Genomic DNA, 26,932 nt, shown 5'->3' with positions numbered 1-26,932 from the left:
TTTTTCGTCAGATCATGCGAGATCGTAGCGATCAAGGTTCATCACCTTGGTCCAGGCTGCCACGAAATCATGCACGAACACCGGCTGCGAATCGCTGCAAGCATAAACTTCTGCGATAGCCCGGAGTTGGGAGTTCGAACCGAAAACCAGGTCGACCACGGTACCGGTCCACTTGACTTCGCCCGACGCCCGATCACGCCCTTCCAGCACCTCGTCGGAAGCCGCAGACCTTTGCCACTTGGTGCTCATATCGAGCAGGTTCACGAAGAAATCATTGGTCAGCGTTTCAGGCCGCTGGGTGAAAACACCGTGCTGGGCCTGCCCGACGTTGGCATTCAGGGCGCGCATGCCGCCAAGCAAAACCGTCATCTCGGGCGCGGTCAGCTTCATCAGGTTCGCGCGATCGATCAACAGCTCCGCCGCTGGCCGCGAGTGATCCTTCTTGATGAAGTTGCGGAACCCGTCGGCAGACGGCTCCAGCACGGCGAACGAGTGCACATCGGTCTGCTCTTGTGAAGCATCGGTACGCCCTGGCGCGAAAGGAACCGTCACATCGTGCCCGGCTTTCTTTGCTGCTGCCTCAACCGCGGCACCGCCGCCGAGGACGATCAAGTCAGCTATCGAGATCTTCTTGCCGTCCGACTGCGCGCCGTTGAAATCTTTCTGAATGCTTTCCAGAGTGTGCAGCACTACCGCCAGTTGGGCCGGCTGGTTCGCTTCCCAATCCTTTTGTGGTGCCAGGCGAATGCGTGCCCCGTTGGCCCCGCCACGCTTGTCGCTGCCGCGGAAGGTTGCCGCCGACGCCCAGGCCGTCGAAACCAGTTGGGAGATGGACAGTCCCGATGCGAGAACCTTGGCTTTCAAAGCGGCAATGTCCTGCGCCCCAACCAGCGCATGATCTAGCGCCGGAACCGGATCCTGCCAAATCTCTGCTTGCGCAGGCACCATAGCGCCAAGGTAGCGAGAAATTGGTCCCATGTCGCGGTGTGTCAGCTTGTACCAAGCTTTGGCATAGGCGTCTGCAAACTCTTGTGGGTTCTGGTGAAAGTGCCGGGAAATCTTCTCATAGGCTGGATCCATCCTCAGGGAGAGGTCCGTCGTGGCCATGAATGGCGCATTCCGCTTGGTCGGGTCGTGCGCATCAGGCACGGTGCCAGCGCCAGCGCCGTCCTTGGGCTTCCACTGATGCGCACCGGCAGGGCTCTTCGTCAGCTCCCACTCATAGCCGAACAGCGTGTCGAAGTAGCTGTTGTCCCACGTAGTTGGGGTCGCCGTCCAGGCGCCTTCCAGCCCGCTGGAGATTGTATCGACGCCTTTTCCGCTGCCAAAACTGCTGGTCCAGCCCAAGCCTTGCTCCGCTATATCGGCGCCTTCGGGTGCCGGACCCTTGTAATCCTCAGAGGCCGCGCCGTGGCATTTGCCAAAGGTGTGTCCGCCGGCGCAGAGTGCCACGGTTTCATAGTCGTTCATCGCCATGCGAGCAAACGTTTCGCGGATGTCTCGCGCTGCAGCGATCGGGTCGGGGTTGCCGTCCGGTCCTTGCGGGTTCACGTAAATCAAGCCCATCTGCACGGCCCCGAGAGGCTGCTCAAGTTCGCGGTCGCCGGTGTAGCGCTCGTTTCCAAGCCAAGTGTCTTCAGGTCCCCAGTAAATGTCCTCGCCTGGCTCCCAGACGTCTTCGCGTCCACCGGCGAAACCGAAGGTCTTGAACCCCATCGAATCCATAGCGACAGTACCGGTCAGAACGATCAGATCAGCCCAGGAGATTTTGCGACCGTATTTCTGCTTGATCGGCCACAGCAGGCGGCGCGCCTTGTCCAGGTTCACGTTGTCCGGCCAGCTGTTGAGCGGCGCAAATCGCTGCGTGCCGAAGCCTGAGCCCCCACGGCCGTCAGCGATACGGTAGGTGCCTGCGCTGTGCCAGGCCATACGGACGAAAAACGGGCCGTAGTGGCCATAATCTGCAGGCCACCAGTCTTGAGAATCGGTCATCAAGGCGTGGAGGTCTTTGACCACGGCGGGCAAATCGAGGCTCTTGAAGGCCTCGGCGTAGTTGAACTCCTTGCCCATGGGATTTGACAGTTCTGAGTGCTGCTGCAATATCTTCAGGTTCAATTGGTTCGGCCACCAGTCTGCATTTGTTCTGGTCCCAGCTAATGTGGCCTTGAGAGCAGTGCTCGGAAACGGGCATTTTAATTCGGTCGACATGGTTCTCTCCAGAGGTTAGCGGTAAGTTATTACCTGGTCGACTGTAGAGTCTGGCCACCGATTCATCAACGAAATATTTCCAATCGCAGCGATAGTGTGGTCAGACAAAGGCACCCCGCCTACCTCTTAGCCTACGCTGCCGGGTGGCGCTCAACGGCGCTGGACGCGCTCATGTGACTGATTTGAAAGACGTGGCCTCTTCTACCCCAGCCAGGCGCATCAATACCGTTGCCGAGTCCCCCTTCAGCAGCCTGAAGAAGGAGGGAGGCAAACTCAGACGTGTTTAAGTACATTAAAGGTTTTTACAACCTAATTTTTAAGCACGGTCATCTCGACCAGATAAGTCCGCTTGCGTTCAAGAACGCCTCCAACCCGGCGCTGAAATCCGTCTGCAAAGGTGGGCGAAGTGCCGCCAGCGTATCGACTTATCATCCCCCTTGTTAGACGCCCGACCGCAATTCGGCAAGACCCACAGTAAAGCGAGAACTGATCATGATTTACGAACTCCGAACCTACCATTGCGCACCAGGGCGACTGCCCGCGCTGAACGACCGGTTTCAATCCATTACGCTCAAATTTTGGGAAAAATACGGAATTCGCCAAGTGGGGTTTTGGACCGCCCTGATCGGGCCAAGCAATCAGACGCTGACCTATATGCTGCAGTGGGAAAGTCTGGCAGAGCGCGAAACCAAATGGAACGCCTTCGCGGCGGATCCGGAATGGCTGTTAAAACGGGCCGAAACCGAAGCAAAAGCCATTATTGTCGAGCGCATCGAAAACTACATTTTGGCGCCAACGGCGTACTCCGCCATGCGTTGAGCCGGAGATTGGGTTGGCTGTTATTGGCAGCTAACCGATCTCTCAGGTCGGCTTTCAGCGAAAGTTTTTGGCCGCCTGCTTTTGTTCAAAGGCGTCCTTGATCGTAGCCACAGCAGCCGCTGAGAAATCTATCTGCGAGGTCTGCTGAGCACTGCGGATACAAGCGGCGTCACTGCGCCAGATCCAACATTTCGCAGGTAAAAAGACGCCTGGGGATGCCAGGCGGTCTGCATTGAGGTGCGCCGTTGGGTGTCAGATACCTCCCGGTTCGGGGCAAAAGACCATTGATATTGCAGGTTGATGCATCTGCATTTAAAATGCATACAGAATGCTTCTTTTGTGTCGATTGTTTAAAATACATTGCAGGCACTGTCATGGCGCGGTCAATGGCTGACGCGGTGTTATGCAGTGACGAAAGATCGTGCAACTTGACAGAGGATTCTCTTCATACGTCCGCGACGACGCCTTCCTCGCCTCCTCCTTGGACGTCATAAGACGGCTATGCAACCAATTTCGAAATCGTTGACGCCATCGTCGGTAGTCGGCCGTGCTTAAAGCTTCGTCTCATGAAAAAAACATCCTCAAAAATCATTCCGATTCGTGTGCAGGCGGCCGAAGCAGCCGGAGGCGGATTGTTCTCGGCGTATGAAAAGCAGATCCGGATATACCCGAAATCTGTGCACGGCTGGTTCGCCAACCGCCGTTGGTTAATGGTCTGGGTGACCCAGGCGGTGTTCTATGGTCTGCCGTGGCTGCAGTGGAATGGGCGGCAGGCCGTGTTGTTCGACTTGTCCGAGCGGCGGTTTTTTGTGTTCGGCCTGATGCTGCATCCCCAGGATTTCATTTATCTCGCCGTGCTTCTGGTGATTTCCGCCTTGGCGCTGTTCTTCGTCACGGCAGTCGCAGGCCGCGTATGGTGTGGATACGCCTGTCCACAGACGGTTTACACCGAGGTATTTTTGTGGTTTGAACGTCGAATTGAAGGTGATCGCATCGCCCGAATGCGACTGGACGCCGCACCTTGGAGTATTGAAAAGATCACCCGCAAGGTCGGCAAGCAAGCGGTCTGGCTTGCCATCGGCTTGCTCACGGGGTTCACGTTTGTCGGCTACTTCACCCCGATGTACACGCTGGCGGCCGAAGCAGCGGTGTTGTCGTTTTCGCCCTGGGAATGGTTTTGGGTACTTTTTTATGGTTTCGCCACCTACGGCAACGCCGGCTACATGCGGGAACAGGTGTGCAAATACATGTGCCCCTACGCAAGATTCCAAAATGCGCTGATTGATATGGATTCAATGGTCATTGCTTATGACACGGGTCGCGGCGAAGCACGCGGGTCCCGGCCGCGCACGGCCGATCCAAAGTTGCTGGGTCTGGGCGACTGTATTAATTGCACCCTTTGCGTACAGGTTTGTCCGACCGGCATCGATATCCGCAATGGGCTTCAGAACGAATGCATCGCTTGTGCCGCTTGCGTCGATGTTTGTGATGATGTGATGGGGAAAATGGGCTATGCCCCTGGATTGATTCGGTATTCGTCTGGAAATGGCATGGCCGACGCATTGACACCGAAGCAAATGACCCGCCGCGTGCTGCGGCCACGCGTTCTGATCTACGGCGCCTTGCTGCTGGTCACCAGCATGGTTTTCCTGGGCAGTTTGTCGATGCGCAAGGGCTTTGCGGTCGATGTGATTAAAGACCGGGGTGCGCTGGCGCGTGTCGTCGATGACGGGGCAATTGAAAACGTCTACCGACTTCAGATTACGAACGGGACCGAACAGACCCAGCAATACAGCGTGGAGGTGTCTGGTCTGCCTGGACTCACTCTGGCGTTGCCGGCTCAACTGAGTGTTGAGCCGACGGGCATTGGCTCCCTGCCCGTGCGGCTGACTTTAGCGGCAGAAGCGGCAGAAGCTTATCGAGGGCACGCCAATCCCATCGTTTTCGAGATCCACACAGGTCAAGCGGGCGACCTCAAGACAAGCCGGGAAAAATCAGTTTTCTTTGTGCCGCGCTGACGGCGGGGATTCCAGCGAACGTGAGCGCTGCAGCGGTTTACCAACGGCAGCTTCCGCAATGGTCAAAATCCGATTTAATCAATCGGCGCGGCCATTGCAGCAGTGCCGCAGCGCGTAAAGCAGCCGTGCGAGCTAATGTCCCCTATACAGACCAGCACTATCATCCGGGAATGCACCCCAGCGGGAAGCTGTGGGGAGCGGTTGTTTTCGCCCTTCAATGACACTCATCAGTTGATCCCGTCGGTGCGCATACCAGCGCAGCAGGCATTCGCGATCGCGGCAGGTCGTCTCGCGTATGCGCCACTCCTGATTGGTCTGGCGCCGGAACGCTGCGCGGTCGGGGGTCAATTTACTTGCGCGCCGGTAGACCCGTCCTAGCTCGCGGTCAAGCCGGCTTAGCTCCGCGTCGGAACAAACCATCCTGTCGGGCACTGAACGAGCCCTCGTGCAATCAAAACCCGGCCTCGGCCGCCTTGTGGCGCCCGGATATTGCGGCACTTGCGGCGCCAGTAGTTCAGCCGTTGCGAGGTCGACTTGGATCGGCTGCGACCCGGACCCAGACGGGCCAAAAGGCGTCGACCCGCCTTCCTCCGAGCCGACCAGCCTGGTTGTGCTGTTCGCGGTGGCCTGAGCCGACTTTTCAGCCACCGCCCGGGAGTCTCCTTGCGCCAGCGTCTGCCGCACCGCTGCCAGCCCTTCGGCTGCAAACCGCGACTGCTCGTAGCCTTCGCCGTATTTGGCGACGTAAGCGTGCAAGCTTTCCGAGTACAGCAGCTCGGCACGTTTGAGCAGCTCCGCACGGTCGGCTCCGACGGGAGAACCTGCATCAAGCGCGAGTCTGGCGTAGTGCGCGCCCAGCTGGTACTTCGCGTTGGCCGACTCGACCGAACTGGCGCCTCTGAGCTTGTCCGCGACCCGGCACGACATCAAAAACGCAACTTCCGCGTCGCGCGGCCGTTCTGCAGTGGCGGCCTCCTTGCCGATGACCATGAATGTCGTAATATCCGCCGCGATCAATCCGGACACGCCGTCCTGAAGCGGAAAATGCCCGTCTTTTTCGCCCGCCACTAATGTCGCGGGCTGCCGAGAACATGCGTCACTCTGCCCCGAGGCGAGCACTTCGGACTGCGGCGCCGGACTACCGGCTGTGGGCTTGCCGGGCACCGGCGATGAATCTGCGTTGAGTGCTACCCATACTCCCACGAGGGCCGCGGCCGCAAGCAGAAACCCCGACGCGAAAACGATCAACTGCCGTGGTGTCAGCGCCACCGGCGGCGACTGAAGACCTGTTTCGGGTTGATCCGGCATGAGCGGTGGAATACCCATTGTCAACCCGCCAGGCGCGGGTGATGAGGCCGAGCGCGGTCTCTTCCATGCGCCCGTTTCGGGAGCGGCCGCGAGCGCAAACCCCGCTGCGAGAACGGCTGCTAGACGATTGGTGATAGACATGCCGATACCATAGCGCGGCAGGGCCCGCGCGCGAGTAGGACGCCACCCTTTGATGCATGAAAGCCCTTGCCGGCGAGGTCAAACCGAGTGTCTTCGTTCGGTGCATGTTATTGCACTGGAGGTGTAGAAGTTCTCGGATGCAGGTACGGGAAGACTAAATGTCCGGCCTATCCGATGGCGAGCAGGCAATCTCTATACTGGAAGAATGTCCGAGCACACCTCCTCCATTGCCGATCTTCGCAAAAGCTACGAACGCGCCGAGCTGAATGAAGACGCTTCGCAAGCCGACCCTCTGAAACAATTCGACCAGTGGCTGAACGAGGCGATCGCGGCCCAAGTGCCTGAACCCAATGCGATGACGCTGGCCACTGTGGCGGGCAACTTACGCCCTTCCACCCGCGTGGTGCTGATCAAAGGCTTCGATGCGCGCGGCATTGTGTGGTTTACCAACTACGACAGCCGGAAGGGCCATGAACTCGCGGGCAACCCCTATGCGGCGCTACAGTTTCACTGGGTAGAACTGGAGCGCGTCGTGCGCATTGAAGGCGTCGTCGAAAAAGTGTCTGCCGAAGAAAGTGACGTTTACTTTCACAGCCGCCCTCTGGATTCCCGCATCGGTGCCTGGGCCAGTCCACAAAGCGAAGTGATTTCAAGTCGCCGGGTACTGGTGGCCAATGCCGCCTTGTACGGCGCCAAATTCCTGTTGCAGCCGCCGCGCCCGCCGCATTGGGGAGGCTACCGTCTCAAGCCCGACAACTGGCAGTTCTGGCAAGGCCGAAAAAGCCGCTTGCACGATCGCCTACGGTATACGCAGCAGGCTGATGCCAGCTGGTTGCGCGAGCGCCTGGCACCTTAAAAACGCCCGCAGGACGCTCACATCAAAAGCTCGTTCAAGCGTTCAATGACCTGGTGCTGAACCGCTTGCAACTGTTCAATGCCAACGCTGCTTGGCGAAATCTCAGCCAGCGGCACCAGCACAAAAGCCCGCTGCAGCATGCGCGGATGAGGAACTGTCAGCCGGACAGAATCAATGCGGGCCGAGCCGTACAACAGCAAGTCGAGATCAAGCGTGCGTGGCGCATTGCGATAAGGCCTCTCGCGCCCTGCACCTTGCTCGATCCGCTGCAGTTGCGCCAACAATGCAGGCGCGGTCAGACCGGTTTCCAGCGCGACCACCGCATTGATATAGTCAGCCCCCGATGCCGGGACTTCGGTCGTTGAATCGGTATCGATGGGCGCTGTTTTGTAGAGGCTGGAAGCCTGGCGCAGCTGCGTAAGCGGCAAACGACTCATGGCCATGACAGCCAGCCGGAGCGCCACCACGCCATCGCCGACGTTGGCACCCAGGGCAACGTAGGCCCTGACGCGGGGAGCCTTGCTGACGGCCTCGCTTGGCGACTCTCCAGCGCGCATCCGGGTGCCGACCTCAATGGTTGGGAGTGGCCGCGTCGGGGTGCGGCAAGGGTTGCTCGCCGGTGCCTTCTGCATTGGCGGAGTTGACCTGGTTGGCGGGCTTGCGGCGACGGCGACGTTTTCTGGCCGGCGGCGCAGCGCCCTCTTCCAAGGAGGGCTCGCCCGAATCATCCGACTGGCGGCCGGCACTTGAACGAGGGCTAGGCGAATTGGCGGACGAACTTCCCACCTCAGCAGCAGGCCGCCTGACCCGGACCCGGGGCGACTGCGGTTTTTGCAACTGGGCCTCCCTCACCTCTTCAATCATGACGTGGCGTTCATCGTCATAGGCGGTACTGAATTTCTCCCACCATTCGGCAAGCTCGGCGTCGATCTCGCCGGTCTGGGCACGCAGTCGCATAAAGTCGAAGCCGGCCCGAAAGCGCGGTTGCTCCAGCAACGAGTAGGGAGAGCTGCCCACACGTTTTTCAAAGCGCGGCTGCATGGTCCAGATCTCGCGCATATCGGTGCCCAGCTTACCTCGGCCGGAGACGTCTCCGATCTTGGCGTTGAAGGCATCGTCGATCGCCTCCTGCAGCGCAGGCATGCCATGCTCGCCGCGCTTGAGCCGGCGATCCCAGCCGTCCCGTACGTCGGACCACAACACACAAGACAACAAAAAGCTGGGCGCAACCGGCTTGCCTTCGCCAACGCGGCGGTCGGTGTCCTGCAAGGCCAGCTTCAAAAACGGGTTACCGGCCATCTCAACCACCACGTCGAGCAGCGGATAGATGCCCGTGCCCAAACCGAGGGTTTTGAGCTGCTCAATACTGGCCAGCGAATGACCGGTCTGCAACAGCTTGAGCATTTCGTCAAACAGGCGCGACTGCGGCACGTCGGCCAGCAAGCCTCTCATCTCACGCAGCGGCGCAGCCGTCTTGTCCTCGAATTTGAAGCCCAGCGCATTGAGCTTGGCGGCAAAACGCACGGCGCGAATGATGCGCACCGGATCTTCCCGATAACGCACTGCCGGATCGCCAATCATGCGAACGATTTTTTTCTTGGCGTCGCGAATGCCATTGTGATAATCGACCACGATCTGCGTTTCAGGGTCGTAATACATGGCGTTGATGGTGAAGTCGCGGCGTGCGGCGTCTTCTTCCATCGAGCCCCAGACGTTGTCGCGCAGGACGCGGCCAGAGGCATGAACGGCGTGCTTCATGCCGGCCAGTTCGCTCTTGCTGGTGCGCTCATTGCCGCCCACCTGCTCGGCCAGGCTGCTGTCCAGGTGGGCGCGGAAGGTTGAGACCTCAATCACTTCATGCTCGCGGCCGCGGCCGTAGATGACGTGAACGATGCGAAAGCGCCTGCCAATGATGAAGGCCCGGCGAAACAGGCTTTTCACCTGCTCGGGCGTGGCATCGGTGGCGACGTCGAAGTCCTTCGGCCGCAGCCCGACCAACAGGTCGCGCACGGCACCGCCGACCACAAAGGCTTCAAAACCGGCGTGCTTGAGCGTGTGCACCACGTCCATGGCGCGCTCATCGACCAGTTTTGGATTGATGCCGTGTTCTTTGAATCCAACTTCCTGACGCTTGCCGAAAGGCGATTTTTTAACTCGCTTGGTACCGGACTCCAAACTGGTTGATTTGCCAAACAGCTTATCGATAAATTTTTTGATCATGATTCTTTAAAACTAGGCCGGACAGACGCTGACGCAACAGCAGCAAGCACCGTCCCCATCTGATGACGCGGGGCAAACCGCAGTGGCCTGACGGCAAGCGCTGCCCCGAACTGACTAAAACAGGTCAAGTATGCGCCATCCGCGCTCAATTGCCACGGCGCGCAAACGCTGGTCGGGGTTGGTGGCGACCGGGTGCGTCGCTCGCTCCAGCAGCGCAAGATCGTTCAGTGAATCGGTATAAAACGTGGTTTCCACATCGTTCCAGCTCAGCCGCCGGGCTGCCAGCCAGGCCTCGACCCGCGCCACTTTACCCTCGCGAAAAGAAGGTATTCCTTTGATTTCCCCAGTGACCTCGCCCAGAGTATTCCGCTCAAGCTCGACAGCGATGAGATCGCTAACGCCAAAAATCCCGGCAATCGGACCCGTCACAAACTCGTTCGTGGCCGTCACAATTACCAGTTCGTCACCCGCCGCCCGGTGTTGCTGAACCAGTGACTGAGCCTGCGTCGTGATAGATTTTTGAACCACCTCGTTCATAAATCGGGCGTGAGCAGCTATTGATTTAATAGCCCCTTGTTTCCGCATCGCTTGGGTAGCGAAGCGCACGTACTCGTGAATGTCGAGCGTGCCAGCTTGGTACTGGGCAAAGAAATCGACATTGCGGCGCTTGAATTCGGTCGCGTCGCACCACCCCATCGTGATGGTGAATTCGCCCCATTCGTAATCGGAATCGATCGGAATCAGGGTATGGTCCAGATCAAACAACGCGACCTTGCGGCGCCCCCCCTGCCGTTTCACTTCGCCGGCCTCGGCCGCTTTGGTACGCACTTCTCTGAAAGTCATTCGCTCTCCAGCATGGATTTGATCAGTGGAATGGTGATGGTCCGCTGGGTTTGCAAGGCGTAACTGTCCAGTTGATCCAGCAACTGCATCAGGCTTCCCAGATCCCGCGAAAAACGGGTCAGCATGAAATCCATGACCTCGTCGCTCAGAAACACACCGCGCGCATCGGCTTCGCGTCTGAGTACAGCGCGTCGCTCAGTCTCGGTTAACGCCTGCAAGCCAAACACATGACCCCAACCCAGGCGCGTGCGCAAGTCCTCACGCAAGGCCAGATCGGCCGGCGGTACATTGCCGCTGGCCAGCACCCAGCGCGGGACGCCGTCCGCGGCACTCAGCGCATTCACGAACCAGTTGAAAGCGACCTGCTGTTGTGCCGCCGTGTAGAGGTGACAGTCGTCCAGAATCACCGCGGCCCAGGACTCATTGAACTCACCCGGCTCCAGCACCGACGCATCGATCCAGCCGACCAAAGCGCCCTGCGCATGCAACACCTCGGCGACGGCTTTCAGCAAATGGGTCTTGCCGCTTGCGGCTTCACCCCAGAGGTAGGTCGGTACCGACGAACGCAGGGCGTTGCCGGCCCAGAGTGCCAGGTGTTTAACCACCGCCTCATTAGGTCCGACAAAGAAATTGGTAAACGAGGGGGCGGAAACCAGCCCGATATCCAATGCAAGCTGTTTCATCCCTGGCATGGCGCGAATCATCCGCCGTACAACTTGCTGGCGATGTAGCCGGCTCGCAAACGCCGAATGCCGACCAGCAGCACCGCACTGGAGGGCAACGCAATCAGAACGCCGAGAAAGCCAAACAGCTGCCCGAAAGCGAGCAGCGCAAAAATGACGGCCAGCGGGTGCAGGCCAATGCGCTTGCCGACCAGCCGCGGGGTCAGGTAAAAGCTCTCCACCAGTTGGCCGGCGCCATAAACGCCAGCCACCACCAGCACGCCATACCAACTACCGAACTGCAAAATTCCAGCCAAAAACGCGAGAATCATGCCCAGACCAAAGCCCAGGAAGGGAATGAAAAAGGCCAGCCCGGTAAACACGCCGACCGGCACGGCCAGATCAAAACCGAACAGCGTCAGCGCCAGACTGAAATAGATCGCCAATACCCCCATCACCAACAGCTGGCCGCGCAGATACTGGCCCAACACGCTGTCCGCTTCCTCGGTGAAACTGTCAAATGAAGCGCGCATCTTCGGTGGTACCAACTCGACCACGCGGGCGACAAACTGGTCCCAGTCATTCAACAGGAAAAAAAGCGCCACCGGAATCAGCACTACATTGCCGATGATCGTCAACGCCACGCTACCTCCCAGCTTCAGCGACGACATAACCGATATAAACGCCTCTTCCACGTTGGCATTGAGGTACTTGACGACAAAAGTCTTGATGCTCCCGACGTCCAGCGACACCTTGATGCCGAACTTGGCCAACCAGGGGACCAATGAGGTGTTGAGCCGATCCGCCAGCAGCGGCAGCTGGTCCCGGAGCAAAGGCAGTTCCTTGGCAAAAATCGGCACCACCAGTAGCAGGATGGACAAAAGAATCAGAATAAACAGGGTCTCGACGAGCAGGACTGCCACGACCCGCGGCACCCGGCCACGGTCCATGTCATCAAGTTTATTGACCACCGGCGTCAACACATAAGCCAATACGGCCGCTACCACAAAAGGTGTCAGCACCGGCCCCAGAAACCACAACGCCAAAATCGCCAGCGCAGCGATCAGGCACCATGTCCCGGCGCGTTTTTGGGTAGAAGTAAATTGCATACAACCTGACGGAGGTGAACCCTTAGAATCTTAGGCTGGATTCTATCGGGCTTGCGCCCCGCGCCCGGACTGAACAACCGCCACTCGTACCCCAGCCCTACCAACCCAACCCGTATGAACACTTCCACCCCTTCTCCCCTGAGCTACAAAGACGCCGGCGTTGACATTGACGCCGGTGACGCGCTGGTTGAACGCATCAAGCCCTTGGCAAAAAAGACATTGCGCGAAGGCGTGTTGGCGGGCATTGGCGGCTTCGGCGCGCTGTTTGAGGTGCCCAAGCGCTACCGGGAACCCGTGCTGGTGAGTGGTACGGACGGCGTGGGCACCAAGCTGCGGCTGGCCTTTGAGTGGAACATGCACGACACCGTAGGGATCGACCTGGTGGCCATGAGCGTGAACGACGTGTTGGTGCAAGGCGCCGAGCCGCTGTTCTTTCTGGACTACTTTGCTTGCGGCAAACTTAATGTAGATACCGCCGCCGCCGTGGTCGGCGGCATTGCCCGAGGCTGCGAGTTGAGCGGCTGCGCCTTGATTGGCGGGGAAACGGCTGAAATGCCCGGCATGTATCCCGAAGGCGAGTACGATCTGGCCGGTTTTGCCGTGGGCGTGGTGGAAAAATCAAAAATCTTGACAGGCCGCGAAGTCAAGCCCGGGGACGTGGTGCTGGGCCTAGCCAGCAGCGGCGTGCATTCCAACGGTTTTAGCCTGGTTCGCAAGTGCATTGAACGAGCCGGCGCCGATCTACCTGCCAGCCTGGACGGCAAGCCTTTTAAACTGGCCCTGATGGAGCCAACGCGGCTTTATGTCAAAAACGTTCTGGCGGCACTGGCGCAGCATCCGATCAAGGCACTCGCCCATATCACGGGCGGCGGCTTGCTCGAAAACATTCCCCGCGTACTGCCCGAAGGCACGTCCGCACACCTGAAAAAAGGCAGCTGGCCACAAACCGAACTGTTTGCGTGGCTGCAAAAGACGGCCGCCATCTCTGACTTTGAAATGAACCGCACCTTCAACAACGGCATCGGCATGGTGGTGGTCATCGATGCGGCCAGCGCCCCGGCTTGTGCAGACTCACTGCGCGCGGCGGGCGAGTCGGTTTATGAGATCGGCGTGATTGCCCCCCGTGGCGATGACGCCGCCGTCATCGTCAGCTGATGCATCCCGCGCAGCGACTGAAAAAGAACTTCAAGGCAACGTTTCATGCCTATCCCGCCTAAGGCCTCACGACGCACCGACGCCTCTCCAAGCCCGACGCGGCGCTTGCCAGCCGCCATCTGGGCGCTGGGCTTTGTCAGCTTGCTGATGGATATCTCTTCCGAGATGATTCACAGCCTGCTGCCGGTCTTTATGGTGACAGTGCTGGGCACCAGCATGTGGGCCGTCGGCCTGATTGAAGGCTTCGCCGAGGCCACGGCCCTGATCGTCAAGGTGTTCTCGGGCGTGCTCAGTGATTACTGGGGCAAGCGCAAGCCGCTGGCCCTGCTGGGTTATGGGCTGGGCGCTGCTTCGAAACCACTCTTCGCCTTGGCCACGACCACGGGTCTGGTGCTCGCCGCCCGCTTGATCGACCGGGTTGGTAAAGGCCTGCGGGGTGCACCGCGCGACGCGCTGGTGGCCGATCTGGCACCGCCCGAGATGAGAGGCGCAGCGTTCGGACTGCGCCAATCGCTCGACACCGTCGGGGCTTTCGTCGGACCGCTCGTCGCCATGGGCTTGATGCTGCTCTGGGCCAACGACTTCCGGGCTATTTTCTGGGTGGCAATAGTTCCGGGGTTCATGGCCGTGGCGTTACTGCTATTTGGTGTCCAGGAACCTGTGCCAGCCTTGGCAGCGCCCCGTCATAACCCTATTAGCAAAGCCAATCTGCGTCGTCTAAGCGCCTCCTACTGGCGCGTGGTCGCCATTGGCGCGGTGTTCACGCTGGCACGCTTCAGCGAAGCCTTTTTACTATTACGCGCCCTGCAAGGCGGCTTGCCCGCGGCTTACACGCCGCTGGTGCTGATAGCCATGAACCTGGTTTATGCACTCGGCGCTTACCCTTTCGGCAAGCTGTCGGACGCCGTCAGCCACACCACGCTGCTGGCTTGGGGCCTGGTGGTGCTGATTGCCGCCGATGGCGTGCTGGCTGCGAGCAGCCACTGGGCTTGGGTGTGGGCCGGCATCGCCTTGTGGGGACTGCACATGGCCATGACTCAAGGCCTGCTCGCGACCATGGTCACCGACACCGCCCCGACTGACCTGCGCGGCACAGCCTTCGGTTTTTTCAACCTGATGAGCGGCTTGGCGATGCTGCTGGCCAGCACAGTGGCAGGCGTTCTTTGGGACCAACTAGGCGCGCCCGCCACCTTCGCGGCGGGGGCCTGCTTTAGCTTGACGGCGCTCATACTGCTGTGGTTCTGGCGCAGACCCGGCGTCTCGTAAACGCCTCCTAAACAGCGGCTGCGCCGAGAAATTTTGCACCGGACCTTATCAAGCAGGCCCTTCAAAGATCCAGCGCCGTAATACCTTGGTTATTCGCTCTGTCGCAACTGAGCCAGACGCTCGGCCATGGCGCCGATATCCGGTGCGTCATCGGCATACCGCAGGTAGACCTCCAGATCGGCCACCGCCCGCGCCGGCTCGCCTTGCGCCGCCCAGGCCAGCCCGCGATCGCGGTATTCGGGCCATGCATCGGGCTGCAACACAATCAGGCGGTTCTGCACAGGAATCAAACGCGGCCAGTCTTCCTGGGTTTTGTGAATCTCCTTCAGATTGCACAGCATGCGGTTGATGATCTCGCGCGGAAGCGCCGACTGCAGGTAAAGACCCATGGGGACTTCGAACTCATCAAGCAGGCCGCTGCTGCGCTGCCGGAACGGCGCCAGTCGTTCGGCCAGCTCTTCGCGGCTTAGGGACTGGCCACTGAGCGGGTCAATCAGCACCTGACCCTTAGGCAGGTTGACTTTGACCATGAAATGTCCGGGAAAAGCCACGCCCCGCGCATTCAACCCCAGTCCCAAAGCCAACTCCAGCCAAAGCACCGCCAGCGTGATGGGAATGCCGCGCCGGGTCCGCAGCACCGCGTTCAGGTAGCTGTTGTCCGGATCGTAGTAGTCATTGACGTTGCCGCCAAAGCTGAGGTCCCTAAAAAAAAACTGATTCAGCGCTCGCAGGCGTTGGAGGTCGGGTGAATCGGCAGGCAGCCGCCGTTTGAGGCGGGCCAGCAGCTGGTCCACATCGCCGAGCACCTGCTGCACGTCCAAGCCCGGGTACTCGTCCTGGGCCAGACTGATGGCGGCTTCGAGCAACGGAAAATGCTCATCGCTCTGCACCAGGCTGGAGAAATACTGCAGCGGGGACGGTGTGGCCAGATTTAATTGCATAGCGATACTTTCTCACAAACCAACGCACCGTGTAAATCGGGAAATGCCTCCGGGTGGCCCCGCGATCAACCTGAAGCAAGTCCAGCCAGTTGGATCAGCGCCGAAGCAATTGGCGCAACTTCAATCCCGACACCCGGAGCGCTGCGAAATAAATAACGCCCGAGACGGTAAGAACCAGGGCCAGCAAGCCAATTCGCTGTAAATAATGGCTTTTGAGGCCGATCCAGCTCACCGCTCCCGCGGCCCAAAGCAAAAACACCGCCAGTAGCGCACTTGCCGCCAGCACCTGGATCGCAAACACGCCCCAACCCGGCGCGGGTTTGTAGCTTCCACGTCGTATCAGACCAAAGAGCAACAACATCGCATTGATCAGCGCGCCAATGCCGATGGCCAGCGCGAGCCCGGCGTGCTGAAACCCTGGGACCAGGACCAGATTCAGGAGCTGCGTGATGACGAGTACCCCGACCGCAATGCGTACCGGTGTTTTAATGTCCTGGCTGGCATAAAAACCCGGCGCCAGCACCTTGATGGCGACCAGCCCCAGCAGCCCTGCGCCGTAGCCCATCAATGCAGTCGTGGTCTGCTGCACATCGCGGTCGCTAAAAGCGCCATAGTGGTACAGCGTAGCCACCAGCGGCTGAGAAAAAGTCAGCAAAGCCACGGCGCAGGGCACCGCCAGCAGCACCACGATGCGCAAGCCCCAGTCGAGCATGGCCGAGTATCTGCCGGCGTCGCCTGCCGCTTTGGCGGCCGCAAGTTGCGGCGTCAGCACCACGCCGATCGCGACACCCAGCATGGCCGTCGGAAATTCCATCAAACGGTCGGCATAAGTCAGCCAGCTGACACTACCGGGCGTCAGATGCGATGCGATCTGGGTATTGATGAGGAGGGAAATTTGCGCCACACTCACGCCCAGCAAAGCTGGAACCATCAATTTTGCTATGTTTTTAGTAGCTGGATCTGACCAGGCCACCTTGATCATCGACCAATTCCAACCTATCCTTGGCAGTAAACCGAGACGCAGCAATGCCGGCACCTGTACCGCAAGCTGCAATATTCCGCCCAGCATCACGCCGCCACCCAAAGCGTAGACCGGCTCGATGCCCAAGGACTTGAACCAGGGGGCGCCCAACCAGGCCGCAGAAATCATGGCGACATTCAGCAGCACCGGCGTGGCCGCGGACACCGCAAAATGCCGCCAGGTATTGAGCACACCCGAGGACAGCGCCACCAGGGACATAAAGCCGATATACGGAAACATCCAGCGCGTCATCACCACGGCAGCTTCAAACCCGCGCGGCTGCTGCTTCAAGCCACTCGCCATGGCCCAGACCAGCGCGGGCGCCGCGGCCACACCGGCCACACAAGTCAGCAGCAGCACCCACGTCAACAGCGTCGCAACCCGGTCAATTAGCAGCTTGGTAGCCACCTCGCCGTTCTTGGCCTTGCTACCTGCCAGCACCGGCACAAAGGCCTGACTGAACGCCCCTTCCGCAAAGAGCCGGCGAAACAGGTTGGGAATACGAAATGCCACGTTGAAAGCATCGGTCATGGCGCTGGCGCCAAAAGTCGACGCAATCAACAGTTCCCGCACCAAACCGGTGACGCGGGAAACCAAGGTGAGCAGGGAAACGGTGGAGGCGGATTTGAAAAGTGACACCGCAGGAGTTTATGCGTTGTCGCGGAGCCCGCCCTCGGAGCTTTTGGGGCTGGCGGCATTACCGCGTCACGGCAGGCATGAACAGTCGTCACTTTCCGGGCGGGGAATCATCCTGAACACCTCTTTTGTTCTATTTACAAAAGCCCGCGCTGCACGAACAAGCCCTTACAAACTGCTTGGACTTCTCCTCCTCATGTACAAAACGTTGCTGCCAACAACGCTCGTGATCTCCGGCAAAAGGATGCCAAGCAGCGATTGTGGGAGGGTTCGTTGCAGCCCAGCCACGGTACGATCCAGAATCTTTGCTTGTCTGACGCGGGTGAGAAACGGTCCTTGTCTCAGCCCCTAAAAGTGGCAGCAACACGGTGGTTTAATTTTCAGCGGTGCACCTATCAAGATGTCAAATTTCTGGTTATTGAACAAATCTTCTGCTGCCGCGCCTGGCTACGGTGCCTTCTCACGGAGTCGATTCGGACCCGCCTGCGCCGTATTTTCTTTAGTGGCGACAGGTCTTGCCGTGGCCCAGGCGCAAGAAGGCGGGAGCACAACGCTGAAAGAAATCGTCATCAGCGCCAGCCGCGCCGAACAGCGCCGCTTCGATGCACCGGGCGCAATCGACTCGGTGGAGGTAGACCCGTTCCACACCGCGTCGCCCCTGGTTAACTTATCAGAGCTGATGTCCGGCGTGGCCGGCCTGCAGATACGCGATCGCCAGAACTTTGCGCAGGATTTGCAGGTCTCGGTACGCGGCTTCGGTACCCGCTCGACCTTTGGCGTGCGCGGCGTGCGTATTCTGGTCGACGGCATCCCTGCGACCATGCCTGATGGGCAGGGCCAGGCCGCTACCGCCAACCTGACATCGGTCAAACGCATTGAATTATTGCGTGGCCCGCTAGCGCAGCTGTATGGCAACGCCGCTGGCGGCGTGCTGCAGCTATTCACCAAGGACCCGCCGGTCACTTCGGGCAAACCTGAATACGGGCTATCCGCGGGCTTCGGGTCGAACAAGCAGCGGCATTTCGACGGCGGGATTGGCGGCGGCAGCGAAACGCTGAGCGGCCTGCTCGACGTCTCGCGCTATTCGACCGACGGATTTCGTGACCACAGCGCTGCCCGCAGGGAGCAACTCAACACGAAGGTCGTTGCCAAACCGTCGAGCGACACGACCCTCACGGGCATCGTCAACCTGTTCGATCAGCCACTGGCACAAGACCCACTGGGGCTGACACATGCACAGTTCGCGCAAAATCCGCGACAAGTAATTCCTGCCGCGAACGCCTTCAACACCCGTAAGACGATTGAACAACAGCAGGCTGGCGTAGTCGTCGACCACAGGCTATCGGCGGCCGACACCCTCAATGCACGTCTTTATGGAGGCGCGCGCAAGGTAGACCAAAAACTCGCACTATTGACAAATGGCGTCGTCAACCTCGATCGCAACTATGCGGGTCTGGGTGCCAGCTGGACCCACACCACGCGCGTCAACGCGTTGCCACTTCGCTGGACGGTCGGCATGGAGGCCGACCAGCTGAAGGAAACCCGCAAGGGATACGACAACATTGGCGGCAATAGCGGCGCATTGCGCCGTAATGAAGACGACAGCGCCAGCAACCGCGATCTGTTTGGCCAGGTCGACTGGACTTTCGCGCCGGATTGGCAAGCCATTGCAGGGGTGCGCGCGACCACGGTGCGTTTCAAGGTTGATGACCACTTCAATCCTGCCGCTACCAGAACCAGTGGAAACGTGGAATACCGCAATACCAGCCCGGTCGTCGGACTGGTTTGGCATGCCGCAGAAACGCTCAATGTGTATGCCAATCTAGGTACCGGCTTCGAAACGCCGACGCTGGCCGAAAGCGCCTACCGCCCTGATGGCGCAGCGGGACCCAACTTCGCATTGAAGCCGTCGAAAAGCACACAGAGTGAAATCGGTATCAAGTCGCATAGCGGCAGACATACCGTCGATGCGGCGCTGTTCGATGCGAGAAGCCGCGATGAAATCGTGTCTCAAACCAGCGGCGGTCGCGCCACTTTTCAAAATGCCGACCGCACCCGCAGGCGCGGTGTCGAGGCGTCGTGGTCGGCAAACTGGGCGGGCGCCAGCACTCGAATCGGCTATACCCTGCTGGATGCGCGCTTCGATGCACCCTACACCAACGCGCTGGGAACGGTCCCGGCCGGCAACCGGCTGCCGGGCGCGCCACGCCATAGCCTGTCAGCCGAAGTCGAAACAAGCCTTGGGGACTCGATGAAAGGGGGGCTGGAAATGCGCGTCGAGAGCAAAACCTCCGTGAATGACCGCAACAGCGACGCCGCCCCAGGCTATGCGGTGTTCAACGCCCGCTTGGGCAAGGAATTCACGTTCGACGGCGTGAAGATGGTGTTGTATGGCCGCCTTGATAATCTGTTGGCTCGGAACTATGCCGGGTCGGTCATTGTCAATGATGCGAACGGACGCTACTTCGAACCTGCGGCGGGAAGGCGGCTATTTGTGGGCGTGCGAACCCTTTTTTAAGATCTTCCCCGGCCCTGCACAAATCATTGCTACACGAATTGCGAATCGCGCCACCGGGATAACGCACTCCTTCGAGACGGCACAGAGGAACCGCAAGTGAGACACCAGCTCTATCGTATAATAATGGGCTTTGCTAGCATCATCCGCAGACTCCTCCCAGGATTAAAGGAACTCATATATGGCTACCGCCAAACCCAAGAAAAAGAACCCCCGCCTCGCCTCCGGTCGCAAACGCGTCCGCCAGGACGTCAAACTTAATGCGGCAAACACCTCGCTTCGGTCTAAATACCGCACCGCTGTGAAAAACGTCGAAAAAGCCGTACTCACTGGCGACAAAACCAAATCCGCAGAACTCTTTGCCAAGGCACAGAGCATTGTGGACATGATTGCCGACAAGGGAATCTTTCACAAGAACAAGGCCGCCCGCGATAAAAGCCGCTTGTCCGCCAAAGTAAAAGCGCTGGCGCTGAAAGCCGAAGAACCACAGGCCGCCTAAGCAATTAGAGCAACCCGCCCGGACTGCCTTTAACCAAAGACAGTCCGCCGTTTTGTAGGGTGCGCTGCAGCAAAGTGGAAAGCCGCCAAAGTGTCATACTTTGGCGGCTTTTTTACGTCTTATCGTTTAGGTTGCCGGTCGGCTCTGTCAAGGCTTCGGTGCATCGGGAAGCAGACAGGCTTCAGCAATTTGAAGATTGTTGTCGGTCGCAAAGTTGATCACGAAATCCCAAGCCATGGGCTCGGCTTCGCGTAACTCGGCGTTGACCACCACGCTTTTGACGCCATTAATGACCATCGGAAAGCACCAGCGCGAATACGTCAAGTGGCTGCCGGGCTGCGGTCCCCCTGGGCGAAACTGACTCATGACGCCGCATAGCCTGTCGGCCCAGTCGCTGGGCCGGAAGGTTTTACCAAGCTGGGTAATGCCCTGAATGAAAACTTCTTTGGCGGAATTGGAGACCATCGGATGGAAGGTTTTTTGCGCGCCAGGGGCAAGGATATGGCCCCATGCTGCATCGCACAAGTATTCTATCTTATATAAGACTCAGGCCCGCTGGGACCGGCCATCCCAAGAGCAGGTTGTCGGCACGACAGTGATTTACTGTGATGCACTATCGTCATGAAAAGCGCCGAGCTCTGCGCCTAAAATCACTGCAGACCCGCCTACTTGCTAGCGGCCTGCTGTTTTGTTTGCCAACGTCCTCGGAGTTTTCCCCATGACCGCTTCCCTTCCCAGTCATATTGAAGCTGCTTCCCCCCATGTGATGACGACTTACGGCCGCCTGCCGATAGCGCTGTCCCATGGCCAGGGATGCCGCGTCTGGGACGTCAACGGCAAATCCTATTTGGACGCCTTGGGTGGTATTGCCGTCAATACCCTGGGGCATAACCACCCCAAACTGGTCCCGGCCTTGCAGAACCAGATTGCCAAGCTGATTCACTGTTCCAACTATTACCATGTGCCGCTTCAAGAAACGCTGGCGGCCAAACTGGTGGCGCTGTCTGGCCTCGAGAACGTATTTTTTTGCTCTACCGGCCTGGAAGCCAACGAGGCCGCGCTGAAACTCGCGCGCAAATTTGGTCATGACAAAGGCATCGAAAGACCCGAGATCGTGGTCTACGAAAAAGCGTTTCATGGCCGCAGCATTGCCACCCTGAGCGCAACCGGCAACCCCAAGGTGCAAGCCGGTTTTGGACCGCTAGTGGAAGGTTTTATCCGCGTCCCGATCAATAGTATCGAGGCGCTGAAAGCAGCGACCGCCGGCAATCCCAATGTCGTCGCTGTATTTTTTGAAGCCATCCAGGGCGAAGGCGGCGTCAATAGCATGACCGACGACTATCTGCGGCAGGCGCGCAAGCTCTGCGACGAGAACGACTGGCTGCTCATGATCGACGAGGTGCAATGTGGCATGGGCCGCACCGGCAAATGGTTTGCGCATCAGTGGTCAGGCATCAAGCCGGATGTAATGCCTCTGGCAAAAGGGCTGGGTTCAGGTGTGCCCGTCGGTGCGGTGGTCGCCGGTCCCAAGGCCGCCCATATCTTTGGCCCCGGCAACCACGGCTCAACTTTTGGCGGAAATCCGCTGGCCATGCGGGCCGGCGTGGAAACCATACGCATCATGGAAGAAGAGGGCTTGTTGGCGAATGCGGTCAAAGTAGGCGACCACCTGAGGGCCTCCCTATCCCGCGAATTAACCGGCGTACGCGGCTTTAAAGAGATCCGCGGCCGCGGCCTCATGCTCGGTATCGAGTTGGCCCAACCGTGCGGCGAACTGGTCAAACGCGCCGCCGACAACGGCCTCTTGATCAGCGTCACGGCCGAAACCGTGATCCGCATCGTGCCTTCATTGATCATGACCACGGCGGAAGCAGATGAAGTGGTCGCCATTTTGTGCCCGTTGATCAAACAGCTACTGCAGAAAGGCGCATGAACATGAACCCAGAGGCCACGCCCACCCTCAAATCGCTGAAGCATTACCTCCAGTTCAGCGACTTGAACGCCGCCGAATACGCCTACCTGTTTGAGCGTGCCGCCACTATCAAGAAAAAATTCAAGGCCTACGAAAAGCACCAGCCGCTGGCAGACCGAACGATGGCCATGATTTTTGAGAAGGCTTCCACGCGCACGCGCGTGAGTTTTGAGGCCGGTATGTACCAGCTCGGCGGTAGCGTTGTGCACCTGACCACGGGCGACAGCCAGTTGGGCCGTGCCGAGCCGATTGAGGACAGCGCCAAAGTCATCAGCCGGATGGTGGACTTGGTCATGATCCGCACTTTTGAGCAGACCAAAATTGACCGCTTTGCGAAGCACTCGCGCGTGCCGGTTATCAACGGACTGACCAATGAGTTTCACCCCTGCCAGATCCTGGCCGACATCTTCACCTACATCGAGCACCGCGGCTCCATACAGGGAAAGGTCGTAGCCTGGGTAGGCGACGGCAACAATATGGCGAACACCTGGCTGCAAGCCAGTGAAATTCTCGGCTTCAAGGTTCACGTCAGCACGCCGGGCGGTTACGAGGTGGACCAGTCCATCGCAGGCATTCGATCGGCCGAGAGCTACCAGGTCTTCAAGGACCCCCTACAAGCCTGCGCCGGTGCCGATCTGGTCACCACTGACGTGTGGACCAGCATGGGCTACGAAGCCGAGAACGAAGCCCGCAAAAAAGCCTTTGCCGACTGGTGCGTGGACACCGAGATGATGCGCACGGCGAAACCCGATGCCTTGTTCATGCACTGTCTGCCGGCGCACCGCGGGGAAGAAGTTGAAGCCGACGTGATTGACGGCCCGCAGTCAGTGGTTTGGGATGAAGCAGAAAACCGGATGCACGTTCAAAAAGCGCTGATGGAGTACCTGCTGCTCGGCAAGCTCAGCTAAAGGCAAGCGCAACACGCGCAGTTGCAAACGATGGGGCTCTATCACCTAGCCCCGGCCAACAAACGGCATGGTTGTGGCCATGATGGTCATGAATTGAATGTTGGTGGAAAGCGGAAGTTCGGCCATGTGAACCACCGCATCGGCCACTTCGTTAACGTTCATCATGGGCTCCACGGCGATCTCTCCGTTCGCTTGCGGCACACCGCGAGTCATCGGCGCAGCGAGCTCAGTCAGGGCATTGCCGACATCAATTTGCCCACAGGCGATGTTGTACTTGCGACCATCGAGTGAGAGGGATTTAGTGAGGCCGGTAATGGCGTGCTTGGTCGCCGTGTAGGGCGCTGAATCAGGCCGGGGTGCGTGAGCTGAAATGGACCCGTTGTTGATAATGCGGCCCCCCTGCGGAATTTGGTCTTTCATAATTTTGACAGCGCCTTGTGCACACAGAAATGAACCTGTCAGGTTGACGTTGACCACGTGCTGCCACTGCTCGAAACTCAAATTTTCAAAATTGACGTGGGGCGAACTCACACCGGCGTTGTTGAACAGTACATCAAGCCGCCCGAACTTTTCCTGGATGTTGGTAAATAAGGCCGCGACCGACTCGGGTCGACTCACATCGGTGACGACTGGCCATGCACGATCGGTAGCCGAAGCTTCCGCGACCTCGTTGAGTAGTTCAACCCGGCGCCCCGCCAGCACCACGGAGTAGCCGACCCGCAACAGCGCCAGTGCAGCCGCTTTTCCGATGCCGCTGCCAGCGCCGGTGACCAGTGCAACCTTGTCATTTGAATTCATGCTGTGCCTTTATTTTTCTCTTTATCTGAATTGAATTGAGTTGAGTTGATACAGCATTCGGTTGCCGCCAATCACGCTGCCAACAATTGCCGGAGTACGAACGGCAGAATGCCGCCATTGCGGTAGTAATCCACCTCGATTGGCGTATCCACACGCAAGGTCACCACCACTTCCTGACGCGAGCCGTCGGCGCGCGTGATGATCAGTTTGGCATCGCTCTGCGGCTTGAGCTCGGGGTGCGGAATTACGTCGATGATTTCCGAGCCGGCGAGCTTTAGGGTCTGCCAGGATTCGCCCGGCTTGAACTGCAGCGGCAGCACGCCCATGCCGACGAGGTTACTGCGGTGAATGCGCTCGAAACTGCGCGCCACCACGGCCTTGATGCCCAGCAGCTGGGTGCCCTTGGCGGCCCAGTCGCGCGAGGAGCCGGTGCCATATTCTTCGCCGGCAAAAATCACCGTCGGTGTACCTTCTTCGATATATTTCATCGCGGCATCGTAGATCGGCATCTTCTGGATCACGCTGTCCGGCATGCGGTGGCCGGGGTAAAACAAGGTCACTCCGCCCTCCTCGCGCGAGCCATCGGCCGCGGCATGAATCATCAGGTTTTTAATCCGTACGTTGGCGAAGGTACCGCGCATCATCACGTCATGATTGCCCCGGCGCGACCCGTAACTGTTGAAATCGGCCTTCTGCACGCCGTGTGCCTGCAGCCACAAGCCCGCTGGCGAGCTGGCCTTGATCGCGCCTGCTGGCGAAATATGATCCGTGGTGATGGAGTCGCCAAACAAGGCCATGATGCGCGCGCTTTTCACATCAAACCCATCACTTTGGCCTTTAGCCCCCTTCCCCTCCTTTTCAGGCGCTTCAATTTCCATTCCAAAATTCTTGAAGAATGGCGGCTCCGCAATGTAGGTGCTGGCGGGCCAGGTATAAGCGGTACCGGTTACCCCCTTTATTTTTTCCCAGAGTTTGCCCGGCTCGGTTTTGACCTTGGCGTAATTGGCCCGGAAAGCCTTGCCATTCATGGCGTACTTCATCAGTTTTTCGATCTCCTCGCTGGTCGGCCAGATATCGCCCAGGTAAATATCTTTCCCGCCCCGACCCTTACCCACCGGCTCGGTCATCAGGTCGCGCATCACCGTGCCGGCAAGCGCATAAGCGACGACCAGCGGCGGGCTTGCCAGGAAATTGGCCTTGATACTCGGATGGATGCGCGCTTCGAAGTTGCGGTTGCCCGAGAGCACGGCCGCGCACACGAGGTCGCTCTTGGCGATGGCTTCATTGATCTCCGGTGTGAGATCTCCCGAGTTTCCAATGCAGGTAGTGCAGCCATAGCCGGCCAGCGCAAAGCCGAGTTTCTCAAGGTACGGCAACAACCCCGTTTCCGTCAGGTATTCAGTCACGATGCGGGAACCAGGCGCCAACGAGGTTTTGATGTGCGGCTGCACTTTCAGCCCCGCCTCCACCGCCTTCTTGGCCAACAGCCCGGCGGCCAGAATAACGCTCGGATTGGAGGTGTTGGTGCAGCTGGTAATCGCCGCGATCAGCACATCCCCGTTGCCTATGGTCACGTTGGCGGGAGCGGATGCCGCGGCACTGGCCGTCGTGCTGAGGCGCGAATCGTGGGTCGGTCCATGCGCCATCGCCAGCGTCGGCCGGTTAGCTTCCATTTCCACCACGGAGCGCGCTGCGCCCGGCGCTACCGGCGGGGCGGCGGGCAGCGTGTCCTGGCGTCCGTCGTCTGTTCGACGCACCAAGTGACGCGTGTTCAGCATTGCGGCGGGCTGATTAAATCCATTCTCGCCGTTGGGTTTGCTGAACAGCGCACCGAACTGACTTGCCACCTCACCCAACTCGATCCTATCCTGGGGCCGTTTGGGGCCGGCCAGGCTGGGCGTGACATCGCCCAGATCTAGCCTGACCACCTGCGAGTAGTCGATCTCACCTGCGCTGGCCACCCCGAACAGTCCCTGCGCCCTGAAATAAGCCTCAAAGGCTTCGATCTCCCCCTTGGATCGCCCTGTGCCTTTAAAGTAATCAATGGTTTTCTCGTCGACCGGAAAGAACCCCATCGTCGCGCCATACTCGGGCGCCATATTTCCGATGGTGGCGCGGTCGGGAAGCGCCAGCGTACGCGTGCCTTCGCCGAAAAACTCGACAAACTTGCCCACCACTTTTTCACGACGCAAGGTTTCCGTCACGCGCAATACCAAGTCGGTGGCGGTGACGCCCTCGCGCAGTCGGCCGGTCAGCTCCATGCCCACCACGTCCGGGGTCAGAAAATATACCGGCTGGCCCAGCATGGCCGCTTCCGCCTCGATACCGCCTACGCCCCAGGCCACCACCCCGATGCCGTTGATCATGGTGGTGTGGCTGTCTGTGCCGACCAGTGAATCAGGGTAGTAAATATCCTGGGCGGCCTTGTGAACACCGCGCGCCAGGTATTCCAGATTCACCTGGTGCACGATGCCAAAGCCGGGTGGCACGACGCCAAAAGTGTCAAAGGCCTGCATGCCCCACTTCATAAATTCGTAGCGCTCACGGTTGCGCTGGAATTCGAGCTTCATATTCAAATCCAGCGAATTCTTTTTGCCGTAGAAATCCACCATGATGGAATGATCCACGACCAAGTCCACCGGTACCAGCGGCTCGATCAATTTTGGATTCTTGCCAAGCCGCGCGGCCACGCTGCGCATGGCAGCCAGGTCGGCTAGCAGAGGCACGCCGGTAAAGTCCTGCAGGACGACGCGCGACACGATAAACGGAATTTCCTGGGTGCGCTCCGCATTGGGCAACCAATTGGCCAGCTCTGCGACATGCTCGGCCGTGACTTTCTTGCCATCGCAGTTGCGTAACACCGATTCAAGCACGATGCGCAGGGACACCGGCAGGCGCGCAATCTTCGGAAACTGTTTTGCCAGCGCCAGGAGGGAGTAGAACTTCCCGGTCTTGCCTGAAGCAGTCTTGAAGACCTTGAGAGTGGATGCGAAAGCGTGGGCAGGTGAACGCAGTTTGGCCATGGCAAGCTCCTTTA

The 26,932-nt window shown here is 59.1% G+C and carries 21 protein-coding genes; 9 read left to right on the top strand and 12 right to left on the bottom strand.

Annotated elements, in window-relative coordinates:
• Window positions 1-12 precede the first annotated feature (12 nt).
• Complete coding sequence (katG, locus tag HHJ16_RS12480; RefSeq protein ID WP_296901017.1) at window positions 13-2,208, bottom strand: catalase/peroxidase HPI; 2,196 nt, start codon at window positions 2,206-2,208, stop codon at window positions 13-15.
• 492 nt (window positions 2,209-2,700) lie between these two features.
• On the opposite strand from katG, the gene HHJ16_RS12475 reads away from it, so the two are divergent.
• Window positions 2,701-3,027 (top strand): NIPSNAP family protein, encoded by a 327-nt coding sequence (locus tag HHJ16_RS12475; RefSeq protein ID WP_296901015.1) that lies wholly within the window; start codon window positions 2,701-2,703, stop codon window positions 3,025-3,027.
• Window positions 3,028-3,593: 566 nt separating this feature from the next.
• On the top strand, window positions 3,594-5,045 hold the full coding sequence (gene ccoG, locus HHJ16_RS12470) for a cytochrome c oxidase accessory protein CcoG (protein ID WP_296901013.1): 1,452 nt from the start codon (window positions 3,594-3,596) through the stop codon (window positions 5,043-5,045).
• 132 nt (window positions 5,046-5,177) lie between these two features.
• On the opposite strand, the gene HHJ16_RS12465 is transcribed toward ccoG, so the two are convergent.
• Entirely contained in the window at window positions 5,178-6,494 is a 1,317-nt protein-coding gene (locus HHJ16_RS12465) for a hypothetical protein (protein WP_296901011.1), read from the bottom strand.
• Between the two features lie 205 nt (window positions 6,495-6,699).
• On the opposite strand from HHJ16_RS12465, the gene pdxH reads away from it, so the two are divergent.
• Window positions 6,700-7,350, top strand: coding sequence for a pyridoxamine 5'-phosphate oxidase (gene pdxH / locus HHJ16_RS12460; protein ID WP_296901009.1), 651 nt, complete (start codon window positions 6,700-6,702; stop codon window positions 7,348-7,350).
• A gap of 17 nt (window positions 7,351-7,367) precedes the next feature.
• Here pdxH and folK read toward each other — a convergent pair whose 3' ends face one another.
• The 5 genes from folK to HHJ16_RS12435 all read right to left on the bottom strand — a co-directional run bounded on the left by folK (window position 7,368) and on the right by HHJ16_RS12435 (window position 12,184).
• Window positions 7,368-7,907: a 2-amino-4-hydroxy-6-hydroxymethyldihydropteridine diphosphokinase gene (gene folK, locus HHJ16_RS12455; protein ID WP_296901007.1), complete on the bottom strand. Its 540-nt coding sequence runs from the start codon at window positions 7,905-7,907 to the stop codon at window positions 7,368-7,370.
• A gap of 13 nt (window positions 7,908-7,920) precedes the next feature.
• The gene (gene pcnB, locus HHJ16_RS12450) at window positions 7,921-9,570 is read right to left on the bottom strand and encodes a polynucleotide adenylyltransferase PcnB (RefSeq protein WP_296901005.1); all 1,650 of its coding nucleotides are present in this window, start codon (window positions 9,568-9,570) and stop codon (window positions 7,921-7,923) included.
• A 114-nt stretch (window positions 9,571-9,684) separates the two neighbouring features.
• Window positions 9,685-10,413, bottom strand: coding sequence for an HAD-IB family hydrolase (locus tag HHJ16_RS12445; protein ID WP_296901003.1), 729 nt, complete (start codon window positions 10,411-10,413; stop codon window positions 9,685-9,687).
• Window positions 10,410-11,096, bottom strand: a complete 687-nt coding sequence (gene hda, locus HHJ16_RS12440) for a DnaA regulatory inactivator Hda (RefSeq protein WP_296901321.1) — start codon at window positions 11,094-11,096, stop codon at window positions 10,410-10,412. Before hda ends, HHJ16_RS12445 begins: the two co-directional genes overlap by 4 nt.
• A 17-nt stretch (window positions 11,097-11,113) precedes the next feature.
• Window positions 11,114-12,184 carry an AI-2E family transporter gene (locus HHJ16_RS12435; protein ID WP_296901001.1) on the bottom strand — a complete coding sequence of 357 codons (1,071 nt, stop codon included), beginning with the start codon at window positions 12,182-12,184 and terminating at the stop codon, window positions 11,114-11,116.
• A 114-nt stretch (window positions 12,185-12,298) separates the two neighbouring features.
• Here HHJ16_RS12435 and purM point away from each other — a divergent pair, with 114 nt between their 5' ends.
• Both purM and HHJ16_RS12425 read left to right on the top strand, forming a co-directional pair.
• Window positions 12,299-13,339: a phosphoribosylformylglycinamidine cyclo-ligase gene (gene purM / locus HHJ16_RS12430; RefSeq protein ID WP_296900999.1), complete on the top strand. Its 1,041-nt coding sequence runs from the start codon at window positions 12,299-12,301 to the stop codon at window positions 13,337-13,339.
• A gap of 45 nt (window positions 13,340-13,384) precedes the next feature.
• On the top strand, window positions 13,385-14,605 hold the full coding sequence (locus HHJ16_RS12425) for an MFS transporter (RefSeq protein WP_296900997.1): 1,221 nt from the start codon (window positions 13,385-13,387) through the stop codon (window positions 14,603-14,605).
• An 89-nt stretch (window positions 14,606-14,694) separates the two neighbouring features.
• On the opposite strand, the gene HHJ16_RS12420 is transcribed toward HHJ16_RS12425, so the two are convergent.
• Together HHJ16_RS12420 and murJ are read right to left on the bottom strand one after the other, a co-directional pair.
• Complete coding sequence (locus HHJ16_RS12420; RefSeq protein ID WP_296900996.1) at window positions 14,695-15,546, bottom strand: tetratricopeptide repeat protein; 852 nt, start codon at window positions 15,544-15,546, stop codon at window positions 14,695-14,697.
• A gap of 94 nt (window positions 15,547-15,640) precedes the next feature.
• Window positions 15,641-17,206 (bottom strand): murein biosynthesis integral membrane protein MurJ, encoded by a 1,566-nt coding sequence (gene murJ / locus HHJ16_RS12415; RefSeq protein ID WP_296900994.1) that lies wholly within the window; start codon window positions 17,204-17,206, stop codon window positions 15,641-15,643.
• A 517-nt stretch (window positions 17,207-17,723) separates the two neighbouring features.
• Between murJ and HHJ16_RS12410 the strand changes: the two genes are divergently transcribed.
• Entirely contained in the window at window positions 17,724-19,721 is a 1,998-nt protein-coding gene (locus HHJ16_RS12410) for a TonB-dependent receptor (RefSeq protein ID WP_296900992.1), read from the top strand.
• Between the two features lie 178 nt (window positions 19,722-19,899).
• Window positions 19,900-20,217: a 30S ribosomal protein S20 gene (gene rpsT, locus HHJ16_RS12405; RefSeq protein WP_296900990.1), complete on the top strand. Its 318-nt coding sequence runs from the start codon at window positions 19,900-19,902 to the stop codon at window positions 20,215-20,217.
• Between the two features lie 147 nt (window positions 20,218-20,364).
• Here rpsT and HHJ16_RS12400 read toward each other — a convergent pair whose 3' ends face one another.
• Window positions 20,365-20,682: a DUF3579 domain-containing protein gene (locus HHJ16_RS12400; RefSeq protein WP_296900988.1), complete on the bottom strand. Its 318-nt coding sequence runs from the start codon at window positions 20,680-20,682 to the stop codon at window positions 20,365-20,367.
• A 253-nt stretch (window positions 20,683-20,935) separates the two neighbouring features.
• Between HHJ16_RS12400 and HHJ16_RS12395 the strand changes: the two genes are divergently transcribed.
• Both HHJ16_RS12395 and argF read left to right on the top strand, forming a co-directional pair.
• Window positions 20,936-22,150 carry an aspartate aminotransferase family protein gene (locus HHJ16_RS12395; RefSeq protein WP_296900986.1) on the top strand — a complete coding sequence of 405 codons (1,215 nt, stop codon included), beginning with the start codon at window positions 20,936-20,938 and terminating at the stop codon, window positions 22,148-22,150.
• Between the two features lie 2 nt (window positions 22,151-22,152).
• On the top strand, window positions 22,153-23,097 hold the full coding sequence (gene argF, locus HHJ16_RS12390; RefSeq protein ID WP_296901320.1) for an ornithine carbamoyltransferase: 945 nt from the start codon (window positions 22,153-22,155) through the stop codon (window positions 23,095-23,097).
• A 45-nt stretch (window positions 23,098-23,142) separates the two neighbouring features.
• Here argF and HHJ16_RS12385 read toward each other — a convergent pair whose 3' ends face one another.
• Complete coding sequence (locus HHJ16_RS12385; RefSeq protein WP_296900984.1) at window positions 23,143-23,895, bottom strand: SDR family oxidoreductase; 753 nt, start codon at window positions 23,893-23,895, stop codon at window positions 23,143-23,145.
• A gap of 71 nt (window positions 23,896-23,966) precedes the next feature.
• Window positions 23,967-26,918 (bottom strand): aconitate hydratase, encoded by a 2,952-nt coding sequence (locus tag HHJ16_RS12380; RefSeq protein ID WP_296900981.1) that lies wholly within the window; start codon window positions 26,916-26,918, stop codon window positions 23,967-23,969.
• Window positions 26,919-26,932 lie beyond the last annotated feature (14 nt).

Origin of the sequence: Polaromonas sp. (genome assembly GCF_012927485.1) — a bacterium.
GTDB lineage: Bacteria > Pseudomonadota > Gammaproteobacteria > Burkholderiales > Burkholderiaceae_C > Polaromonas.
The sequence above is the reverse complement of the archived record's forward strand: the minus strand, read 5'-3'. Positions and strand labels throughout refer to the sequence as shown.

What these genes read in the sequence shown, in the direction of transcription:
- rpsT (WP_296900990.1), top strand. Translation starts at nt 19,900, where the DNA reads ATGGCTACCGCCAAACCCAAGAAAAAGAACCCCCGCCTCGCCTCCGGT.
- pdxH (WP_296901009.1), top strand. Translation starts at nt 6,700, where the DNA reads ATGTCCGAGCACACCTCCTCCATTGCCGATCTTCGCAAAAGCTACGAA.
- HHJ16_RS12385 (WP_296900984.1), bottom strand. Translation starts at nt 23,895, where the DNA reads ATGAATTCAAATGACAAGGTTGCACTGGTCACCGGCGCTGGCAGCGGC.
- HHJ16_RS12425 (WP_296900997.1), top strand. Translation starts at nt 13,385, where the DNA reads ATGCCTATCCCGCCTAAGGCCTCACGACGCACCGACGCCTCTCCAAGC.
- purM (WP_296900999.1), top strand. Translation starts at nt 12,299, where the DNA reads ATGAACACTTCCACCCCTTCTCCCCTGAGCTACAAAGACGCCGGCGTT.
- hda (WP_296901321.1), bottom strand. Translation starts at nt 11,096, where the DNA reads ATGAAACAGCTTGCATTGGATATCGGGCTGGTTTCCGCCCCCTCGTTT.
- HHJ16_RS12420 (WP_296900996.1), bottom strand. Translation starts at nt 15,546, where the DNA reads ATGCAATTAAATCTGGCCACACCGTCCCCGCTGCAGTATTTCTCCAGC.
- HHJ16_RS12445 (WP_296901003.1), bottom strand. Translation starts at nt 10,413, where the DNA reads ATGACTTTCAGAGAAGTGCGTACCAAAGCGGCCGAGGCCGGCGAAGTG.
- HHJ16_RS12475 (WP_296901015.1), top strand. Translation starts at nt 2,701, where the DNA reads ATGATTTACGAACTCCGAACCTACCATTGCGCACCAGGGCGACTGCCC.
- folK (WP_296901007.1), bottom strand. Translation starts at nt 7,907, where the DNA reads ATGCGCGCTGGAGAGTCGCCAAGCGAGGCCGTCAGCAAGGCTCCCCGC.
- HHJ16_RS12395 (WP_296900986.1), top strand. Translation starts at nt 20,936, where the DNA reads ATGACCGCTTCCCTTCCCAGTCATATTGAAGCTGCTTCCCCCCATGTG.
- HHJ16_RS12400 (WP_296900988.1), bottom strand. Translation starts at nt 20,682, where the DNA reads ATGGTCTCCAATTCCGCCAAAGAAGTTTTCATTCAGGGCATTACCCAG.
- ccoG (WP_296901013.1), top strand. Translation starts at nt 3,594, where the DNA reads ATGAAAAAAACATCCTCAAAAATCATTCCGATTCGTGTGCAGGCGGCC.
- pcnB (WP_296901005.1), bottom strand. Translation starts at nt 9,570, where the DNA reads ATGATCAAAAAATTTATCGATAAGCTGTTTGGCAAATCAACCAGTTTG.
- katG (WP_296901017.1), bottom strand. Translation starts at nt 2,208, where the DNA reads ATGTCGACCGAATTAAAATGCCCGTTTCCGAGCACTGCTCTCAAGGCC.
- HHJ16_RS12380 (WP_296900981.1), bottom strand. Translation starts at nt 26,918, where the DNA reads ATGGCCAAACTGCGTTCACCTGCCCACGCTTTCGCATCCACTCTCAAG.
- HHJ16_RS12465 (WP_296901011.1), bottom strand. Translation starts at nt 6,494, where the DNA reads ATGTCTATCACCAATCGTCTAGCAGCCGTTCTCGCAGCGGGGTTTGCG.
- argF (WP_296901320.1), top strand. Translation starts at nt 22,153, where the DNA reads ATGAACCCAGAGGCCACGCCCACCCTCAAATCGCTGAAGCATTACCTC.
- HHJ16_RS12435 (WP_296901001.1), bottom strand. Translation starts at nt 12,184, where the DNA reads ATGCAATTTACTTCTACCCAAAAACGCGCCGGGACATGGTGCCTGATC.